Here is a 14,328-nt window from a genome sequence, read left to right on the forward strand (position 1 = left end):
TAAATGAGAATTGCCCTTTTTTCTGACATTCACGCCAACCTTCCGGCATTGGAGGCGTTTTTTAAAGATGTTGATTCAAGAGACACTGATGCTATTTATTGCCTGGGTGATCTGGTTGGTTACAACATCTGGCCAAACGAAGTAATCGATCAGATCAGGAAACGTGGTATCCCTACCATTGCCGGAAATTACGACTTCGGGATCGGACGAAGCAGCGACGATTGTGGCTGCGCTTATAAAACGGACGATGAAAAAGAAAACGGCAAAGTATCGATTGCTTACACAAACGAAATTGTCAAGGACGAGCAGCGGGCTTATCTAAGAACCTTGCCGGCACACATCCGTCTGGATTTCCAGTTGAATGATAAACCACTTTCGGTTCTTCTGGTGCATGGCAGCCCTCGCAGGATCAACGAATACTTGTTTGAGGACCGTGACGAAAAAAGCATGCTGCGGATCATGGAACAGGCCAGCGCAGATGTGATGCTTTTCGGGCATACCCACAAACCTTATCATAGGATCTTGGGCTCAGTCGAGCCAGACGGCACAGATCATTTCCGGCACGCGATCAATATTGGTTCTGTCGGTAAGCCAAAAGATGGTGACCCAAGGGGTGGTTATGTGATCCTGCATATTAGTACCGATGCACTGGCATCAAGTAAGGATAGCATTACGGTAGAGTTTATACGCTTTCAATATGATATTGAAAAGGCAGCCAAGGCCGTAGAAGGCAGCATCCTTCCCGACGCATATGCAGAATCATTACGTCTGGGGAAATGAAAATAGCACTACTATCTGATATCCATGCAAACCTTCCCGCTTTCAAGGCAGTGCTAGCGGATCTGGAAACCAGGAAGCCAGACGCAGTTTATTGCCTGGGCGATCTTGTGGGCTATAATGTATGGCCTAACCAAGTAATTGGTTTGGTGCGCAAACATGGCATTGCAACCATTGCAGGAAACCACGACCTGAAAGTTGCAAAGATACTGCCTTCCCAAGGCGATTGCAGCAAAGAAGAAAACAGCGAATATGCTTATAAACTGGTTGGAAACAAAGAAAGGGATTACCTGTTAACACTTCCCAGGCATTTGCGAATAGAGTTTCAGCTTAATGATCAGCAGCTGAACATACTGCTTGTACATGGTAGCCCTAGAAGCATCAACGAATATCTGTTGCAGGAACTGCCTGAGCAGTGCATGCTTGAAATAGTCAAAGAATTTAAAGCGGATATCCTTTGCTTCGGACATTCGCACAAGCCTTATCACCGTGTCATTGATTCAGGTGAAAATGGCAGTGAGCATTTTCATCACCTTATTAACACTGGTTCCGTCGGAAAACCCAAAGATGGTGATGCGCGCGCTTGTTATGTACTTATCACGATTAATCAGACAGCCAGTAGTACAGATCAAGATGCTGTTAAGGTTGAATTTGTAAGGGTTAAGTACGATGTAGAAAAGGCAGCGCAGGCCGTAGAGCTGAGCCTACTTCCTAATGCTTTTGCAGATAATTTAAGAAAAGCATATTAACCTTTATTCAGATGAAAGGTTTGATGGTTTTGTTTCTTCTCTTTTTACCACAGTGGCAACTTGCTATTCTTTAACAAGATGAGAAAAGACGTATGACCTAGGCAATCAATTATCCTGCCTTCTTGACTATCCTGCTGTTCTTGGTGAAAATGGCGGTATAGTTGTAATACAGTTTTCTGTTGGCGAAGATAGCGCTATAGGGAAAGTGAAAGTATTTACCCGCGATGATAAGCTTAATTACGATCTGATCCGGCAGCTGACTGGAAAGAGGATATTTTTGCCTGATCATCATCCAGCCGCAAGATACATAGTCAGATTAAGGTTTGTAAGAGCTAAATAAACCGAATTAAGGGAGGGATGAGAAAGAATATTGCCGAAATGAAATTGCCCATGTATGCGTCTTTCAGCTTAGAGCTTCGCTTTGATGGGTGATGCATTTCTATATTCTTTTCTGCCAGTAAATGCTTCCAGCATCCACGTTCCAATCATTTGGATAGGAACCATCCTGTCAATTAATCGCTTCACACGGATTCTGCTTAACCCACTTATCTTGCGCGTTTTCAGTCTTGTGGGATTTCGTATACCTATAATCGTCGCGGCAACTGTATCCGTATTAGCCACAGCTGGCTATGGTGCAGGTTTTGGCATTGTAACTTTGGTGCTGCTCAGGATCTTGTGGGGTATATCGTATTCTGTCCTTCGCGTTGGGGCAATTACTTATGCCATGGATTATCCAAAGAAAGGCCTGGCACTGGGAATGAGCCAAAGCATTATCGAATCAGGCCCACTACTAGCGTTGTTGGTTGGCCCACTGCTTTTTGAAGTAATCAGTCCTAGCTCGATCTTTTTAGTAATTGCGCTCCTTTCGACGCCAGGAATTTGCCTCGCTTTTAAACTAAAAGAAAGGGACAGCTTGCGAGCTCGCCCATTTAACTTCAAATTATCATTTCCATCAGTCTTTAACCGGTTAGCGTTTCTAGCGGCTTTTGCAGTGGAAGGTATGCTTGTGGTTTTAATTGGAGCCCTGTTGATGGATGCGCATCCCTATTGGTCGGCAGTTGAAATTACTGCCGCTGCTGCCGGGTTTCTTATTTTCAGACGGATCTGCTCGCTTTTGATTTCGCCTTTTGCGGGTTGGTCCGCTGACCGGTTTGGGCTTGCTAACATTTACTCAGGGTCAATACTTTTGATCTGCATGGGTTTGCTGCTGGCAACAAGCGGCTGGGTAATGCCGGGATTGATCCTCGTATTTACGTTTTATAATGTCAATGCATCCCTGGCAGCGGGCGCAGCATCCGCTGGGAAAGACGATGTGACGCGCGCTGTCTCAATTAATGCCACTTTCCGGGATGCGGGTTCCGCATTTGGTGCATTGGCGGGCGGCTTTTTATTGGCCAATAACGATGTGAGCCTGATCTTTACTGCTCTCACTTTGCTTTTAATAGTTCATACCTGGGTTTATCACAAACGAACCAAGACATTACTTGTATAGATCATGATTCTCTGGACTGATTAACTTTTAACCATTCATTCCATGAATTCAGATCATTTTCATCATCTATGTCTGAAAGTTCTTCGAGGAGCGTATAACTAAGCCCATGCATGGCGCATTTTTGAAGCGTTAATTCCAGCACACTTGAAGTACTCCATGGTACATCTTCGAAAAGAAAGCTATGGAAACCAGTCATTCCAAGAAGATAATAACCTCCGTCGTTTGCTGGCCCTATCACAACTTGATGCATATCAAGTGCATCAAAAGCCTGCTCGATAATAGATGTATCCAGGCCAGGACAGTCAGTTCCTATAATAAGTACTTTCTCAGCAGACGACTCGAAGACTTCTTTGAAAGCATTTGACATTCTCTCTCCCAGATCGCCGCCTTGTTGTTGGCGAAGCAGAAAATCTTGTCCAATTACAGGAAGGTCACTATGCAGGTTATCGGAAAAGTAAAGCAATTTCTCATAGTTAGCCGTATTCACCTGATTTAAGGTATGTTCCACAAGTTGGCTATAAATTTCTAAGGCCTTCTGGTCGCCAATGGTAGCTGCCAATCTGGTTTTAACCTTTCCAAGCGTTAAATTCTTCAAAAAAACAATTAAAGCGTTGTTCATAGGAAACGGGCTAAATCGTGTTACCGCCGCAGCTTGAACCAGCACCAGCTGTGCAGCCATAGCAATGCTGACCAGTCTTAATTTCACGATTATCGATCAGCTCCTGGTCATAGCGACTGATGTGGTTGTATGCAGCATCAAACTGCATATCGAGCATTTGATTAAAATCACAATCATATAGTGAGCCATCCCAACCGACCGAAACCATTGACCGGCACATGACACCGGTTGCAGCTACGGGATTAAAGGCGTTAACAAGTTTTTCCATGTAGCCATCATAATTACCCGAGCTGATCAGGTAATCCAGATACCGGCTGACAGGAATATTGGTTATTGCAAAAAGCTCATTAAATAAAATTCCAAATTCATCATGCAGGGCCTTTTTGAATTGGCGCTGCAAGCCCTGTTGTGGCGCAGGCATGAATGCCCCATTTGGGTTGTAAACCAAATTAAGGATAAGCCCGCTGCCTTCCACTCCATAGCCTCTCGCGTTTAGCATCCTTAATGCCTTCACAGAATCCTCGAAAACGCCTTTGCCTCTCTGCCGGTCTGTCTTGTCGGCGTTATAGAAGGGCAGCGAGCTGACTACTTCAACCTGATGCTGCTTAAAAAAGTCAGGCAAGTCGTGATATTTTGGGTTGGCTACGATAATAGTCAAATTGCAGCGGACAATAACATGTTTACCAATTGCAGTCAGTTCTGCAACAAACCAACGGAAATCAGGATTCATCTCAGGTGCCCCTCCCGTAAGATCGACGGTAGTAATTTCAGAATCCGCAAGTTTATCCAGGCACTGCTGCATGGTATGCCTGGTCATAATCTCTTTCCGGTCGGGACCCGCATCCACATGGCAATGTTTGCAAATCTGATTGCACATTTTACCAACATTAATCTGCATGGTGGTGGTGCGGGCCGGTTTTAAAGGATACAGGGATGCAGCCTCCATTTTTTGTTCAAAAAGAGGAAGCTGCAGCTTATCAAACACCTGGTCATGCAAGGTCTTGATCTGCGACGCAGAATCCGAGAGCAAATGCCCGCTTGCCTTAAGTGATTTCATTGCTTTACTTGGGTTACTGGTGAAACGCCGACAATCGCTTACATGGAAAGATCTTTTGCTTTGTTCATCATCTGAACGCCGTGCACCAAAGTCGCTCCCCCTCTAATGGCGGCGGCCACATGCACGGCTTCCATCATTTCTGCTTCCGAACACCCTTTTTCCAAGGTATCTGTCGTGTAGGCATCAATGCAGTAAGGACACTGGACAGTATGGGAAACAGCGAGTGCAATCAGCGATTTCTCCCTGGCAGTAAGTGCACCTTCGGCAAATACAGAGCCATAATAAGAGAAAAATTTATCAGCCAGTTCTTTCTGGAATTCACCAATTGAACCAAATTTTTTTAGGTCTTCGGGATTATAATAGGTATTCATCTTTGGCAGATTAAGGTTGGCATTTATATACGATGATCAGAATAGCAAAGATTAAGCGGGCGCTTGTCTCACCGGTAATCCAGCAGGGATTTATATTTTAAGGCAATGCTAGCCGGTTCTCTTTTTAAATAAAACATGGTAAAAGCAGTTAAGTTAGCAATTTGGACCCGCAGCCAGCTATTGTTCTGGTACTTTCGGGCAGAGACGGTTACCTCTTTTGGGATGATCTTGAACCGGGCTATTTTCCAGATCCGGATGATGATATCATAGTCCTCCATAATGGTATAATATTCATCAAACCCATTTAGCTGGTCAAACAGCTTTCTGGTTATAAAAAGGGTTTGATCACCACCGCGGCACATCAGCCTGTTAAAACGTGTAAAATAACTGTTGATTTTAAGGATTGCCCGGTTTGAATCAAAGCGGAACCGGTAACAGCCCGCTTCAAACCCGTCTGACGCAGCCCGCTCAATGTCTTGAAAATAATCCTGATTTATGCCAACATCGGCGTGAACAAAGTATAGCACATCTCCATTTGCAAAACCAGAAGCATAATTCATTTGTGCTGCCCTGCCTGGCTTGGGAGATTTGAGCACGCTTGCACCGGCTTGGAGCGCTATTTCCAAGGTAGCATCTTTGCTTCCACCATCCGATACAATGACTTCAATCGGCTGATCACCTGCATATCTGAACAAATCCTGTAACAGGCGTGCAATGTTAGCTGCTTCATTGTAGGTTGGAATGATTATACTGAGCTTCATAGGTATCGGAACGATTTCAGTGAGCAATCTAAATAATTTCACTACGCGTATGTACGGGGACAAGAAGTAAACAGTTTTATTGCCAGGGTAACTTCTAAAAAATGATGTTGAATTGATTTCCTGCGTGATATATTGATGGTTAATGGTAAAAAAAATGAAGTGGATATTAGTAATAACAGGCCTTGTTTTAGTTATATGGGCAGTTGGTTTACTACCCGTTGCCGGCCAATCTAACAAAGAACCTGACCGAAAACTGATTGCACTATCAGGAAAACTGCTCTTGCAGGTGAAGATGGATGAGCCAGTAGATAGTATTCACAAGGCTTTGGAAGCCATCAAAACCGATTGCCTGATTTCCGGATTGGCTGACGATGATGCCCGTAAAACATTCTGGATCAACATCTACAATGCTTACTTTCAGATCCTTGCTACAAAGGAAAAGAAAACCAGGCCAGCCATTTTTGAGGAAAAACTGATAACGATCGGAGGGGTAAAACTGAGCCTTGACCAGATCGAACATGGTATCCTCAGACGTTACCGGGCGAAATTGAGTTTGGGCTATCTGCCTCAGTTTTTTCCTGGTAAGATCATTAAACAATTAGCTGTTTCTAAAATTGATTATCGTATTCATTTTGCCCTTAACTGTGGTGCAACCAGTTGTCCACCAATCGCATTTTATGACTATGATAAGATCGACAAACAGCTCGGCATTGCTGCATCATCGTTTTTAAAGACGGATACACAGATCAATCCGCAGAAAAAAACAGTAATGGTTAGCCGGATATTGCAGTGGTTCAAAGCAGATTTTGGTGGAAATCAGGGTATTAAAATAATTTTGGAAAAATACCTGGGCGAAGACTTTTCAGAATATTCGTTGAAATTCAAAGAGTATGACTGGACGCAAAAAATGAAAAACTTTGACTCATAATTTATCCTAAAAAGCCTTACATGTTTATTCTAAGTGCAAACGACATTGCTACGCTCAAGACTTACCTGCAAAGCCAGGGCTGGTTAACAAATAGGGAACGGATAAGTCAGGTTTCAGTGCCGGGGGAGGGAAATATGAACTATGTGCTCCGGATAACCACCCAGGACAGATCCTTCATTGTCAAGCAATCCAGGGGATATGTCGAAAAGTACCCGCATGTGAGTGCTCCCGCCGACAGGGTATTGATGGAAGGTGCTTTTTATCAAACGACAAACGTTGACCCGTTGATCGCAGACTTCACCCCGGATCTGATTGGCCTTGATCCGGTGAACAATATCATGGCCTTGGAAGACTTGGGCGCGGCCAGCGATTTTATATATCTATACAATTCGTCCAGGGCTCTTGAAATCTCCCAAGTTTCGCAATTAACGGATTTTTTAAGCACGCTTCATACACGTGTTTCCTGCGTATCGCCCGCCGATTCGCTCAAAAACAATGCTATGAGGGCGCTGAACCATCAACACATATTCGAATACCCGTTTATGAAAGAGAACGGGTTTGATCTTGATACAGTCCAGCCAGGATTGCAAGCTGTCGCTACTGTCTACAAGAATGATAATGAGCTAAAAACTCAGGCTGCACATTTGGGACAAACCTATCTTTCTGATGGAAAATCTCTTTTACATGGGGACTTTTATCCGGGTAGCTGGCTTGATACAACGCAGGGAATAAAAATTATCGACCCCGAGTTCTGCTTTTATGGCCCTGCCGAGTTTGATCTGGGCGTCATGATTGCGCACCTGCACCTAGCAGGCCAACGTAAAATAATAGTTGATTTTACGCTGGATAGATACAACTTGATCAATCAAATTGATTACTTCACCTTAAATCAGTTTGTTGGCATTGAAATTATCCGGCGGCTAATTGGATTGGCACAATTACCCATGCAGAGAACATTACAGCAAAAGCAGGAGCTGCTAAGATTTGCAAGGACTTTAATTCTACCACATACAAGCGCAGATTAGGCCATCTCAATTTCATCGTCGGTTGTCGGGAATACTACATGTAAGGGTGTGAGCGCAGTAATATAACTCCAAGCTGATTCCGTACCATACAGGCGGAAAGCCTTTATGTTTGCTGCTCTGACAATGAGCGCGAGCTTTAATTGCAAGGTCATCAATCTGGTGTTTAGCCATGATGTAATCAAAGCTGCACTCATCGCATGGCCATAATGGGAAATACCCTGTACCTTCAATATCTTATGGGATCGCCCTTAGCCGCGGGCCCTTTCAGAAACCTGGTCTTTGGGAACATAATGGGAAAAAGCCTTGGCTGTCCACAAAGTTTTGATCAGCTACGAGCAGGCGATCTGACCGATTTGGGCGTTTTTGGGTAATTGAGTTCATTTTTCTAGTGCGTTGAATGCGCCGCTTTAACAGGTTTTCCAAGAACATCCAAGGCCGATCGAAACCCTTTTGCAAGCGTAGTGGCTGGACCACGGCCATAATAATGCAGGAAAATGATCCTTGGGTTCTCACCAAACATATGGTTATGCAATGCAACTACTTCCAGGTTGTTGGCCCGAAGTGCTTTAATGACTGTATTGACTTCGTCTTCCAGCATGGCAATGTCACCCGCTATATGGGCGCTGTCTTTATTTCCTGCAAAGCTTGCCCAGGAGTTCAGGCCTATGGCAGCTGTCGTTTCTGCGCCCCATAGCCATCACCGTCAGATCGTCGCGGCCAACAGTATATTTATAGGTTGGGCCGTTCACTACGCCGGTATACTTAACAACCGCGTCAAGGGCGGTTATATCAAAGAGTTCTTTCCCGGTGGTGGTTGGTGGCGCAGAAGGCGCAGGCTGCGTTGGCCGGGGAGATTTTGGCATCTTTAATAGTTGCAGCGAATTTCTTGGCCAGCTCTTGCGGCGTGCCCATGCCATGAAGGTGCATATAGAAAATCCGTGGCTGTTCGTAGAAGAAGTGGTTGTGGATCGCTCCAATTTCCAGCCCATTTGCATGTGCGGCTGATATTAATAGGTTTACTTCTTCTTCTAAAAGCGCTGTTGTCGCTCATCAGTACAGCCGATTTGCCGTCCAGGGTCTTTTTGATGGAAGCCCAGCCGCCAAATCCAAATGGAATCGGGACAGCTTCGCCTTTCACAGTTACCTTCAAATCGTTACGTGGCAACGGGGTAGTATGCACAGCTTGCCCCTCATTGTAGGTGCCCTTTTTGCCCATCGCGGCTTCAATGGCGGCAACTTCTTCTGGCGTCAAGGCAGGCGTCTTTGCCACGCTATTGGTTTTTGCCATCAACGGCCTTAGCCCCAGAAGCTGGGCAGACCCGAGCACTCCGCTGGCGCGTAGCCAGTTCCTGCGAGAAAAAAGATGTGTCTGTGTTCATATGTATCATTTGGTGGTTGCTTCTCGCGGTGCAATACTAACTTAAAGTGCAGCTAAATGATAGTATGAAAATGACGGATTTGTACCGGGATTACTTTTTAGGCCAATTTTTTCTGAAATCGGAAGGGCTTTCGCATGCGCGCATTGAATATTCTGTTAAAACGGCTCTGATCTGAAAAGCCCGTCAGATAGGCAATCTCTGATAAGGTATGGTCAAAGCTGGCAAGCAGGTCTACTGCTTTTTCGATGCGCAACTTCCAGGATATACTCAGCCAAAGGACAAGTGCTGAAATACTTCAAAAACTCGCCGGAGACATGCGAGGGATGTATTTGTAGGCCTTCCGAAATTTCTTTCAGGCTTAAACTTATTGCTAAGTCGTCTGACTAACTCAGCATAAAGGAGAAATATTAAACATTGATTATTAGTTAGATAAGCAATTTGAAATTTTAATACCGCGACCGGGCTGATTGTTACTTTCACAGTAATTTCAATTGTTTCATTAGGGGTATGTAGCTCTCGGAGCAAAATGGGGTATGTGTTCTGTCCTTGTCATAATTTCTTACATAAGATTCGAATTCTATAAAGGTACTAGTACTACCTGAGCAGGTTTCAGTCCAATTTTAAATGGTTCGCTTTGCATAAAGAGTGCTAAACGCTTTATATCATGGGGGGCCGCAAGGAATTGTTTATAGTAGCCATTGGCTTTTCAGCGGGGGGAAGGGGAGATCTCAGTAGATTTCTTTTCGCATCTGCCTGAAGCCCGAATGCTGCTTTCATAGTATTACAACACCTAAACCGTGACCACCCGAGTGTAGCGGACGTTTTGCTAATGCCAAATACCAACTTGCCCATTAGTTGGGCAGCAGAATCAGGACCTTGTCGAAGCGAATCATATTTATTTGCTAGCTCCGAACAAATTCATGACGATATCTAAGGGGCATTTGCAAACGACTAACCGGGACCCAGATGATCGCAGTAATTGGGCGGTGGACATTTTCTTCAACTCCCTGGCTGATGACTCTGCCGATAAAGCAGTCGGCATTATCCTTTTTCTGGCTTGGGCTCTGAGCGGTGCCAAAGGGGCTGTCCGCATCCATGAGCATGGGGGCATTGTATTAGTTCAAGACCCGTCAACTGCATTGTTTGATAGCATGCCTGTGTCTGCCATTATAAAAGATAGCCCTGATCGAGATACTCTCGCCTCGCAAACTAGCTAACACGTTAACAACTTATTTGCAGACCCGTCACCTCGTGTAACAAATTCTTAATAATCGCCAACGAGCGCAAATGACAAAGGCCATATATCCTTGGCGATTTGAGGCTCCATTTTTCAGCAAGATTCACCGCAAGGAATTCCTACTATTTCGTGATGCGGCGGGTGCCGAGGATCGTGATATTTCAATTTAATCACTGACATATAAACGATATCTATATGTCATACCTCGAATTTAATCGGTGGTATAAACGAACTTTGGTAAAAATGCAACATTATTCACTTCTGAGATACCATAAGCTCTTTTGGTACATATAATGGTTTGCCGTACACGTTAAATCGTATTTTATAAATATTGACCCGTCCTAAAAAGCGTTGACCATTCAACCGACGTTTTGGTTGAAAAAGACAACTGGACAGGGTTATGCAAATGAGTTGACCTGCCCGAAACTTGAAAGTGGGGTAAAGAGCATCTGGCACCTTTGATAATAAACCTGACTGGTACAATGTTGGGAAAGATAATTTATGTATGATAACATTTAGTTATAACACATGCCTTTTTGTGATGAAAATATGAATCCTAAATCCAGGACCTTTGCGTATCAAAACAGAAAAGTCATGAATACTCAAAATCAGATTACAAAGCAAACAAGTAGATCATGTCTAACCTAAGCGAAAACGGCAGAAAAATAATATTCATTGTTTGTGTTGTGCTTAGCATTACACAATTGGTAAGTCCGGCCATGGCCTTACTGATGGGCTTGGTTGTTGCTCAGCTAAGCGGCCACCCATACCTGCACTTAAACCATAAAGCAACGCACTGGCTTTTACCGGCTTCTGTTGTTGGCCTGGGTTTTGGCATGAATGTGCACAGTGCGATTAAAGCAGGCAGTGAGGGCATACTTTTCACATTCAGGGTGAGATCAGTATGACCTTGGGCTTCGGTTATCTGCTGGGAAAATGGCTGCGTATTGAAGAAAAAACGTCCTTTTTGATTTCGAGTGGAACGGCGATCTGCGGCGGAAGCGCGATTGCAGCAATTTCTCCCGTCATCCAGGCGAAAGAGAAACAGATATCTGTACAGCTCTTGGCTGTGTTTTTATTCTCAATTCAGCTGCATTTGATCATTTTTCCGCTAGTCGGACATTACTATAATTTGTCCCAGGCTGAGTTTGGCCTATGGTGTGCTTTGGCGATCCATGATACCGGTTGGGTCGTAGGGGCGGCCAGCAAATACGGCGAGCAGGCACTTGAAGTAGCCACCACAGTAAAGCTTGCCAGGGCGCTGTTGGATTATACCGGTTGCCTTTGCTTCCACCTTTATCTTTAAGAATGAATCTAAAAAGATTAATATTCCTTACTTTATAGGATTTTTCATACTTGCCATGGTGGTCAATACCAATGTCCCTCAGATCGCCCTGGTAAAGCCCTTGTTAACCGGTATCGCTAAGGCGGGGTTAACGCTTACTTTGTTTTTCTGATGGGGTGCTGGCCTGTCACGAAAAGTGCTTACATCCATTGGGTACAAGCCGTTACTTTAGGGCCTTGCACTCTGGATCGTGATCTCGGCCGTTGCCTTGTATGCAGTTGTGCATTGGGCCTGATAAAGGACTTTATAAAAATAAAATATAATGAACGGATGGAAAATCCGGCTGAACCTAACTTTAAAAAGAGCTATGCTATTCGATTTTCGTTTGCAGGTATTTCAAGCAGTTGCTACCAGGCTTAATTTTACAAGAGCAGCTTCTTGAGTTGTTTATATCCCAGCCTGCTGTGACCAAAGCATGTCCATGAGCTTGAAAGCCAGCTTAAAGATTTAAAACTTTTTGAAAGAGACGGTTCAAAAATCACCCTGACCCAGGCCGGACAGCTGCTGCTGGTGCATACCGAGCAGATACTTGAAGCCTACCGGAACCTGGAATTTGATATCAATGCGCTGGCTGGACGGCATAGCGGTATACTCAGGCTCGGTGCCAGTTGCCGCGCTTGCACAATATGTTTTACCTCCTATTTTAGCCGCATTCCATAATAAGTTACCGGATGTGCAGGTGACACTTACGGTTAATAATACCGAGCAGATCGAGCAGCTGCTTCCGAACAAAATAATTGACCTGGGCGTGATGCGAGGGTTATTCTAAAAATACAGCCATCCGGTTTTCAGAGTTTCTGAAAGATGAAATCGTGCTGGTTTCCAGTTTGAAAAATACATTTGTAAAATCAGGGTCTATTCTGCCGCAGCAGCTCAAAGAAATTCCGCTTCTTCTTCTTCGGGAGCCGGGTTCGGGAACACTGGAAGTAATCGGACATGCACTAAAAGCGGCAGGCATGAGCCTGTCTGATTTAAAAAGCGAAATGCAGCTTTGGAGGGAGAGACGAAAGTATAAAATTATACATGCTTCATTCTGATTGTATGGCATTGCTTTTCGATCCATGCGGTACTAAAGGAGCTTCAAAACAAGGAGTGCTACATTGTCGATATTGAAGGGCTTAACATAGAAAGGTATTTTTATTTCACACAGCTTCATGGTCAGCAAGAAGCGCTTCCTGAACTGTTTATGAAATTTGCCTGCCGTAATGCCGGATTACCCAGGTGATGAAAGTATATGAATGGTACGCTCTTCTATAATGAAATGTTATGGCACATTACTTTTAATGATTTCTATTAGGGCTGTGTTCACCCTATCTTTGTATCATCAATCAGCAGAACGTCATCATACCCTTGAATCTGCCTGAACAATAATTTTCTAAACCTAATAAATATGAAGGATCCAATAACCTTTCTGAAGTTGCTGAAAAATACTCTGACTTGTCTTCTTGGATTGGCAGGTCTGTCTGCTGCTGATCACTGGAATTCTACTGCCTGGCCTGGCGCGAAGACCGGCTAAAATTCCATCAGCCAGTGCTGCTAGTGCCCCAAAGAAAACGGAATCAGTGCGGCCGCAAAATCAACTCTGGCAGCCGCCGAAGACAGGTTCTACTCCCAAAATCAGCGAGATAGAGCTGATCCGGTATGGAAAAGAGCTGATTGCACACACCGCTGACTACCTCGGGGCCAAAAGGAACTGTGATGCAGATTAGTAATGGGATGAACTGCCAGAACTGCCATCTTGACGCAGGTACCAAAATCATGGGCAATAATTATGCGGCGGTACTCAGCACTTATCCCAAATTCAGGGCACGTTCGGCGCGGAGAAGAGACCATCATCAAACGCATTTCAGACTGCTTTGAAAGAAGTTTAAACGGAACGAAACCCGACAGCGCCAGCAAGGAAATGACAGCGATGATCGCTTACATAGAAGTGGCTGGGGAAGGATACTCCCAAAGGTATCGTGCCGAAAGGAACGGGGCTGAAGAAGCTTGCCTACCTTGACCGAGCCGCAGATCCTTAAAAATGGGCAGATTATCTTTTACAAAGCCAAATGTGAAAGCTGTCATGGTGTTAACGGTGAAAGGAAATACCGAATCCGGAGAAAGGGTCTTACATCTATCCGCCGCTTTGGGGTAAAAACAGCTACAACAGACGGGGCAGGACTTTACCGGCTTTCCTCCTTTGCGGGCTATGTGGTAAACAACATGCCTTTCGGTGCGAGCTATGAAAACAGGCTATTGACTGAGAAAGAAGCCTGGGATCTTGCCGCATTCTGGCGAATTCACAGCCACGCCCGCACAAAGACCAAAAAAATGATTGGGTGGACCTTACCAAAAAACCAATTGATTTTCCGTTTGCACCCTATGCTGACGAATTTACAGAGAAACAGCATAAGCTTCGGTCCATTCAAGGCTATTGCAGATGCAAAAAAAGAAAGAAAATAATTTAAACAGTACCCTAATCTTTTAAAACCAAAACAGATGAAAACGTTGAAAACAATGATGTATGTAGCAGCAATGCTTATTTCTGCCCAGGTGCGATTGCGCAGAAATCTCCCGTAAGTCCAGCAGATTTTCACGGAGCTATT

At 44.5% G+C, this 14,328-nt stretch carries 19 protein-coding genes and 1 pseudogene; 11 read left to right on the forward strand and 9 right to left on the reverse strand.

The window, feature by feature from the left end:
* Positions 1-3: 3 nt before the first annotated feature.
* The 3 genes from AC0IYG_RS07370 to AC0IYG_RS07380 all read left to right on the forward strand — a co-directional run bounded on the left by AC0IYG_RS07370 (position 4) and on the right by AC0IYG_RS07380 (position 3,018).
* A complete protein-coding gene (locus AC0IYG_RS07370) occupies positions 4-780 on the forward strand; it encodes a metallophosphoesterase family protein (RefSeq protein WP_082217978.1) in 777 nt (258 codons plus the stop codon).
* A complete protein-coding gene (locus AC0IYG_RS07375) occupies positions 777-1,526 on the forward strand; it encodes a metallophosphoesterase family protein (protein WP_082217977.1) in 750 nt (249 codons plus the stop codon). Before AC0IYG_RS07370 ends, AC0IYG_RS07375 begins: the two co-directional genes overlap by 4 nt.
* 568 nt (positions 1,527-2,094) lie before the next feature.
* On the forward strand, positions 2,095-3,018 hold the full coding sequence (locus AC0IYG_RS07380) for an MFS transporter (RefSeq protein ID WP_471710453.1): 924 nt from the start codon (positions 2,095-2,097) through the stop codon (positions 3,016-3,018).
* Between the two features lies 1 nt (position 3,019).
* Here AC0IYG_RS07380 and AC0IYG_RS07385 read toward each other — a convergent pair whose 3' ends face one another.
* The 4 genes from AC0IYG_RS07385 to AC0IYG_RS07400 all read right to left on the reverse strand — a co-directional run bounded on the left by AC0IYG_RS07385 (position 3,020) and on the right by AC0IYG_RS07400 (position 5,826).
* Complete coding sequence (locus AC0IYG_RS07385) at positions 3,020-3,697, reverse strand: TIGR04282 family arsenosugar biosynthesis glycosyltransferase (RefSeq protein ID WP_229208589.1); 678 nt, start codon at positions 3,695-3,697, stop codon at positions 3,020-3,022.
* On the reverse strand, positions 3,648-4,694 hold the full coding sequence (gene arsS / locus AC0IYG_RS07390) for an arsenosugar biosynthesis radical SAM (seleno)protein ArsS (protein WP_082217973.1): 1,047 nt from the start codon (positions 4,692-4,694) through the stop codon (positions 3,648-3,650). The genes AC0IYG_RS07385 and arsS overlap by 50 nt, the downstream gene beginning before the upstream one ends.
* Before the next feature lie 38 nt (positions 4,695-4,732).
* A complete protein-coding gene (locus AC0IYG_RS07395; protein ID WP_082217972.1) occupies positions 4,733-5,065 on the reverse strand; it encodes an arsenosugar biosynthesis-associated peroxidase-like protein in 333 nt (110 codons plus the stop codon).
* A 68-nt stretch (positions 5,066-5,133) separates the two neighbouring features.
* On the reverse strand, positions 5,134-5,826 hold the full coding sequence (locus AC0IYG_RS07400) for a TIGR04283 family arsenosugar biosynthesis glycosyltransferase (protein WP_082217971.1): 693 nt from the start codon (positions 5,824-5,826) through the stop codon (positions 5,134-5,136).
* A gap of 142 nt (positions 5,827-5,968) precedes the next feature.
* On the opposite strand from AC0IYG_RS07400, the gene AC0IYG_RS07405 reads away from it, so the two are divergent.
* On the forward strand, positions 5,969-6,754 hold the full coding sequence (locus tag AC0IYG_RS07405) for a DUF547 domain-containing protein (RefSeq protein ID WP_082217970.1): 786 nt from the start codon (positions 5,969-5,971) through the stop codon (positions 6,752-6,754).
* Positions 6,755-6,774: 20 nt separating this feature from the next.
* Positions 6,775-7,779: a phosphotransferase gene (locus AC0IYG_RS07410; protein ID WP_471710454.1), complete on the forward strand. Its 1,005-nt coding sequence runs from the start codon at positions 6,775-6,777 to the stop codon at positions 7,777-7,779.
* A 385-nt stretch (positions 7,780-8,164) separates the two neighbouring features.
* Here the strand turns inward: AC0IYG_RS07410 and AC0IYG_RS07415 are convergent, their stop codons facing one another.
* The 5 genes and pseudogenes from AC0IYG_RS07415 to AC0IYG_RS07435 form a co-directional block, all read right to left on the reverse strand.
* Positions 8,165-8,446, reverse strand: a complete 282-nt coding sequence (locus AC0IYG_RS07415) for a DUF1259 domain-containing protein (RefSeq protein ID WP_471710876.1) — start codon at positions 8,444-8,446, stop codon at positions 8,165-8,167.
* On the reverse strand, positions 8,409-8,642 hold the full coding sequence (locus AC0IYG_RS07420) for a hypothetical protein (protein WP_471710456.1): 234 nt from the start codon (positions 8,640-8,642) through the stop codon (positions 8,409-8,411). Before AC0IYG_RS07420 ends, AC0IYG_RS07415 begins: the two co-directional genes overlap by 38 nt.
* Positions 8,569-8,787 (reverse strand): DUF1259 domain-containing protein, encoded by a 219-nt coding sequence (locus AC0IYG_RS07425; RefSeq protein ID WP_471710877.1) that lies wholly within the window; start codon positions 8,785-8,787, stop codon positions 8,569-8,571. Before AC0IYG_RS07425 ends, AC0IYG_RS07420 begins: the two co-directional genes overlap by 74 nt.
* A 46-nt stretch (positions 8,788-8,833) precedes the next feature.
* Positions 8,834-9,067, reverse strand: a pseudogene (locus tag AC0IYG_RS07430) (DUF1259 domain-containing protein); the annotation flags it as partial.
* Between the two features lie 188 nt (positions 9,068-9,255).
* Positions 9,256-9,411: a helix-turn-helix domain-containing protein gene (locus AC0IYG_RS07435; RefSeq protein WP_471710458.1), complete on the reverse strand. Its 156-nt coding sequence runs from the start codon at positions 9,409-9,411 to the stop codon at positions 9,256-9,258.
* A 583-nt stretch (positions 9,412-9,994) separates the two neighbouring features.
* Between AC0IYG_RS07435 and AC0IYG_RS07440 the strand changes: the two genes are divergently transcribed.
* From AC0IYG_RS07440 to AC0IYG_RS07465, 6 genes are all read left to right on the forward strand, one after another.
* Complete coding sequence (locus AC0IYG_RS07440) at positions 9,995-10,375, forward strand: chemotaxis protein CheB (RefSeq protein WP_471710878.1); 381 nt, start codon at positions 9,995-9,997, stop codon at positions 10,373-10,375.
* A gap of 655 nt (positions 10,376-11,030) precedes the next feature.
* Positions 11,031-11,303, forward strand: coding sequence for a hypothetical protein (locus AC0IYG_RS07445; RefSeq protein WP_471710459.1), 273 nt, complete (start codon positions 11,031-11,033; stop codon positions 11,301-11,303).
* Positions 11,300-11,701, forward strand: coding sequence for a YeiH family protein (locus tag AC0IYG_RS07450; protein ID WP_471710460.1), 402 nt, complete (start codon positions 11,300-11,302; stop codon positions 11,699-11,701). The genes AC0IYG_RS07445 and AC0IYG_RS07450 overlap by 4 nt, the downstream gene beginning before the upstream one ends.
* Positions 11,702-12,269: 568 nt before the next feature.
* Positions 12,270-12,509 carry a LysR substrate-binding domain-containing protein gene (locus tag AC0IYG_RS07455; RefSeq protein ID WP_471710461.1) on the forward strand — a complete coding sequence of 80 codons (240 nt, stop codon included), beginning with the start codon at positions 12,270-12,272 and terminating at the stop codon, positions 12,507-12,509.
* Between the two features lie 43 nt (positions 12,510-12,552).
* Positions 12,553-12,777 carry a hypothetical protein gene (locus AC0IYG_RS07460; RefSeq protein WP_471710463.1) on the forward strand — a complete coding sequence of 75 codons (225 nt, stop codon included), beginning with the start codon at positions 12,553-12,555 and terminating at the stop codon, positions 12,775-12,777.
* A gap of 961 nt (positions 12,778-13,738) precedes the next feature.
* The gene (locus AC0IYG_RS07465) at positions 13,739-14,185 is read left to right on the forward strand and encodes a c-type cytochrome (RefSeq protein WP_471710465.1); all 447 of its coding nucleotides are present in this window, start codon (positions 13,739-13,741) and stop codon (positions 14,183-14,185) included.
* The last annotated feature ends 143 nt before the right edge of the window (positions 14,186-14,328 follow it).

It is taken from the genome of Dyadobacter sp. AC419, assembly GCF_979253085.1.

Bases quoted from the DNA above. Each gene is read 5' to 3' on its own strand.
- arsS (WP_082217973.1), bottom strand. From the start codon at position 4,694: ATGAAATCACTTAAGGCAAGCGGGCATTTGCTCTCGGATTCTGCGTCG.
- AC0IYG_RS07420 (WP_471710456.1), bottom strand. From the start codon at position 8,642: ATGCCAAAATCTCCCCGGCCAACGCAGCCTGCGCCTTCTGCGCCACCA.
- AC0IYG_RS07375 (WP_082217977.1), top strand. From the start codon at position 777: ATGAAAATAGCACTACTATCTGATATCCATGCAAACCTTCCCGCTTTC.
- AC0IYG_RS07385 (WP_229208589.1), bottom strand. From the start codon at position 3,697: ATGGCTGCACAGCTGGTGCTGGTTCAAGCTGCGGCGGTAACACGATTT.
- AC0IYG_RS07405 (WP_082217970.1), top strand. From the start codon at position 5,969: ATGGTAAAAAAAATGAAGTGGATATTAGTAATAACAGGCCTTGTTTTA.
- AC0IYG_RS07370 (WP_082217978.1), top strand. From the start codon at position 4: ATGAGAATTGCCCTTTTTTCTGACATTCACGCCAACCTTCCGGCATTG.
- AC0IYG_RS07450 (WP_471710460.1), top strand. From the start codon at position 11,300: ATGACCTTGGGCTTCGGTTATCTGCTGGGAAAATGGCTGCGTATTGAA.
- AC0IYG_RS07395 (WP_082217972.1), bottom strand. From the start codon at position 5,065: ATGAATACCTATTATAATCCCGAAGACCTAAAAAAATTTGGTTCAATT.
- AC0IYG_RS07445 (WP_471710459.1), top strand. From the start codon at position 11,031: ATGTCTAACCTAAGCGAAAACGGCAGAAAAATAATATTCATTGTTTGT.
- AC0IYG_RS07410 (WP_471710454.1), top strand. From the start codon at position 6,775: ATGTTTATTCTAAGTGCAAACGACATTGCTACGCTCAAGACTTACCTG.
- AC0IYG_RS07400 (WP_082217971.1), bottom strand. From the start codon at position 5,826: ATGAAGCTCAGTATAATCATTCCAACCTACAATGAAGCAGCTAACATT.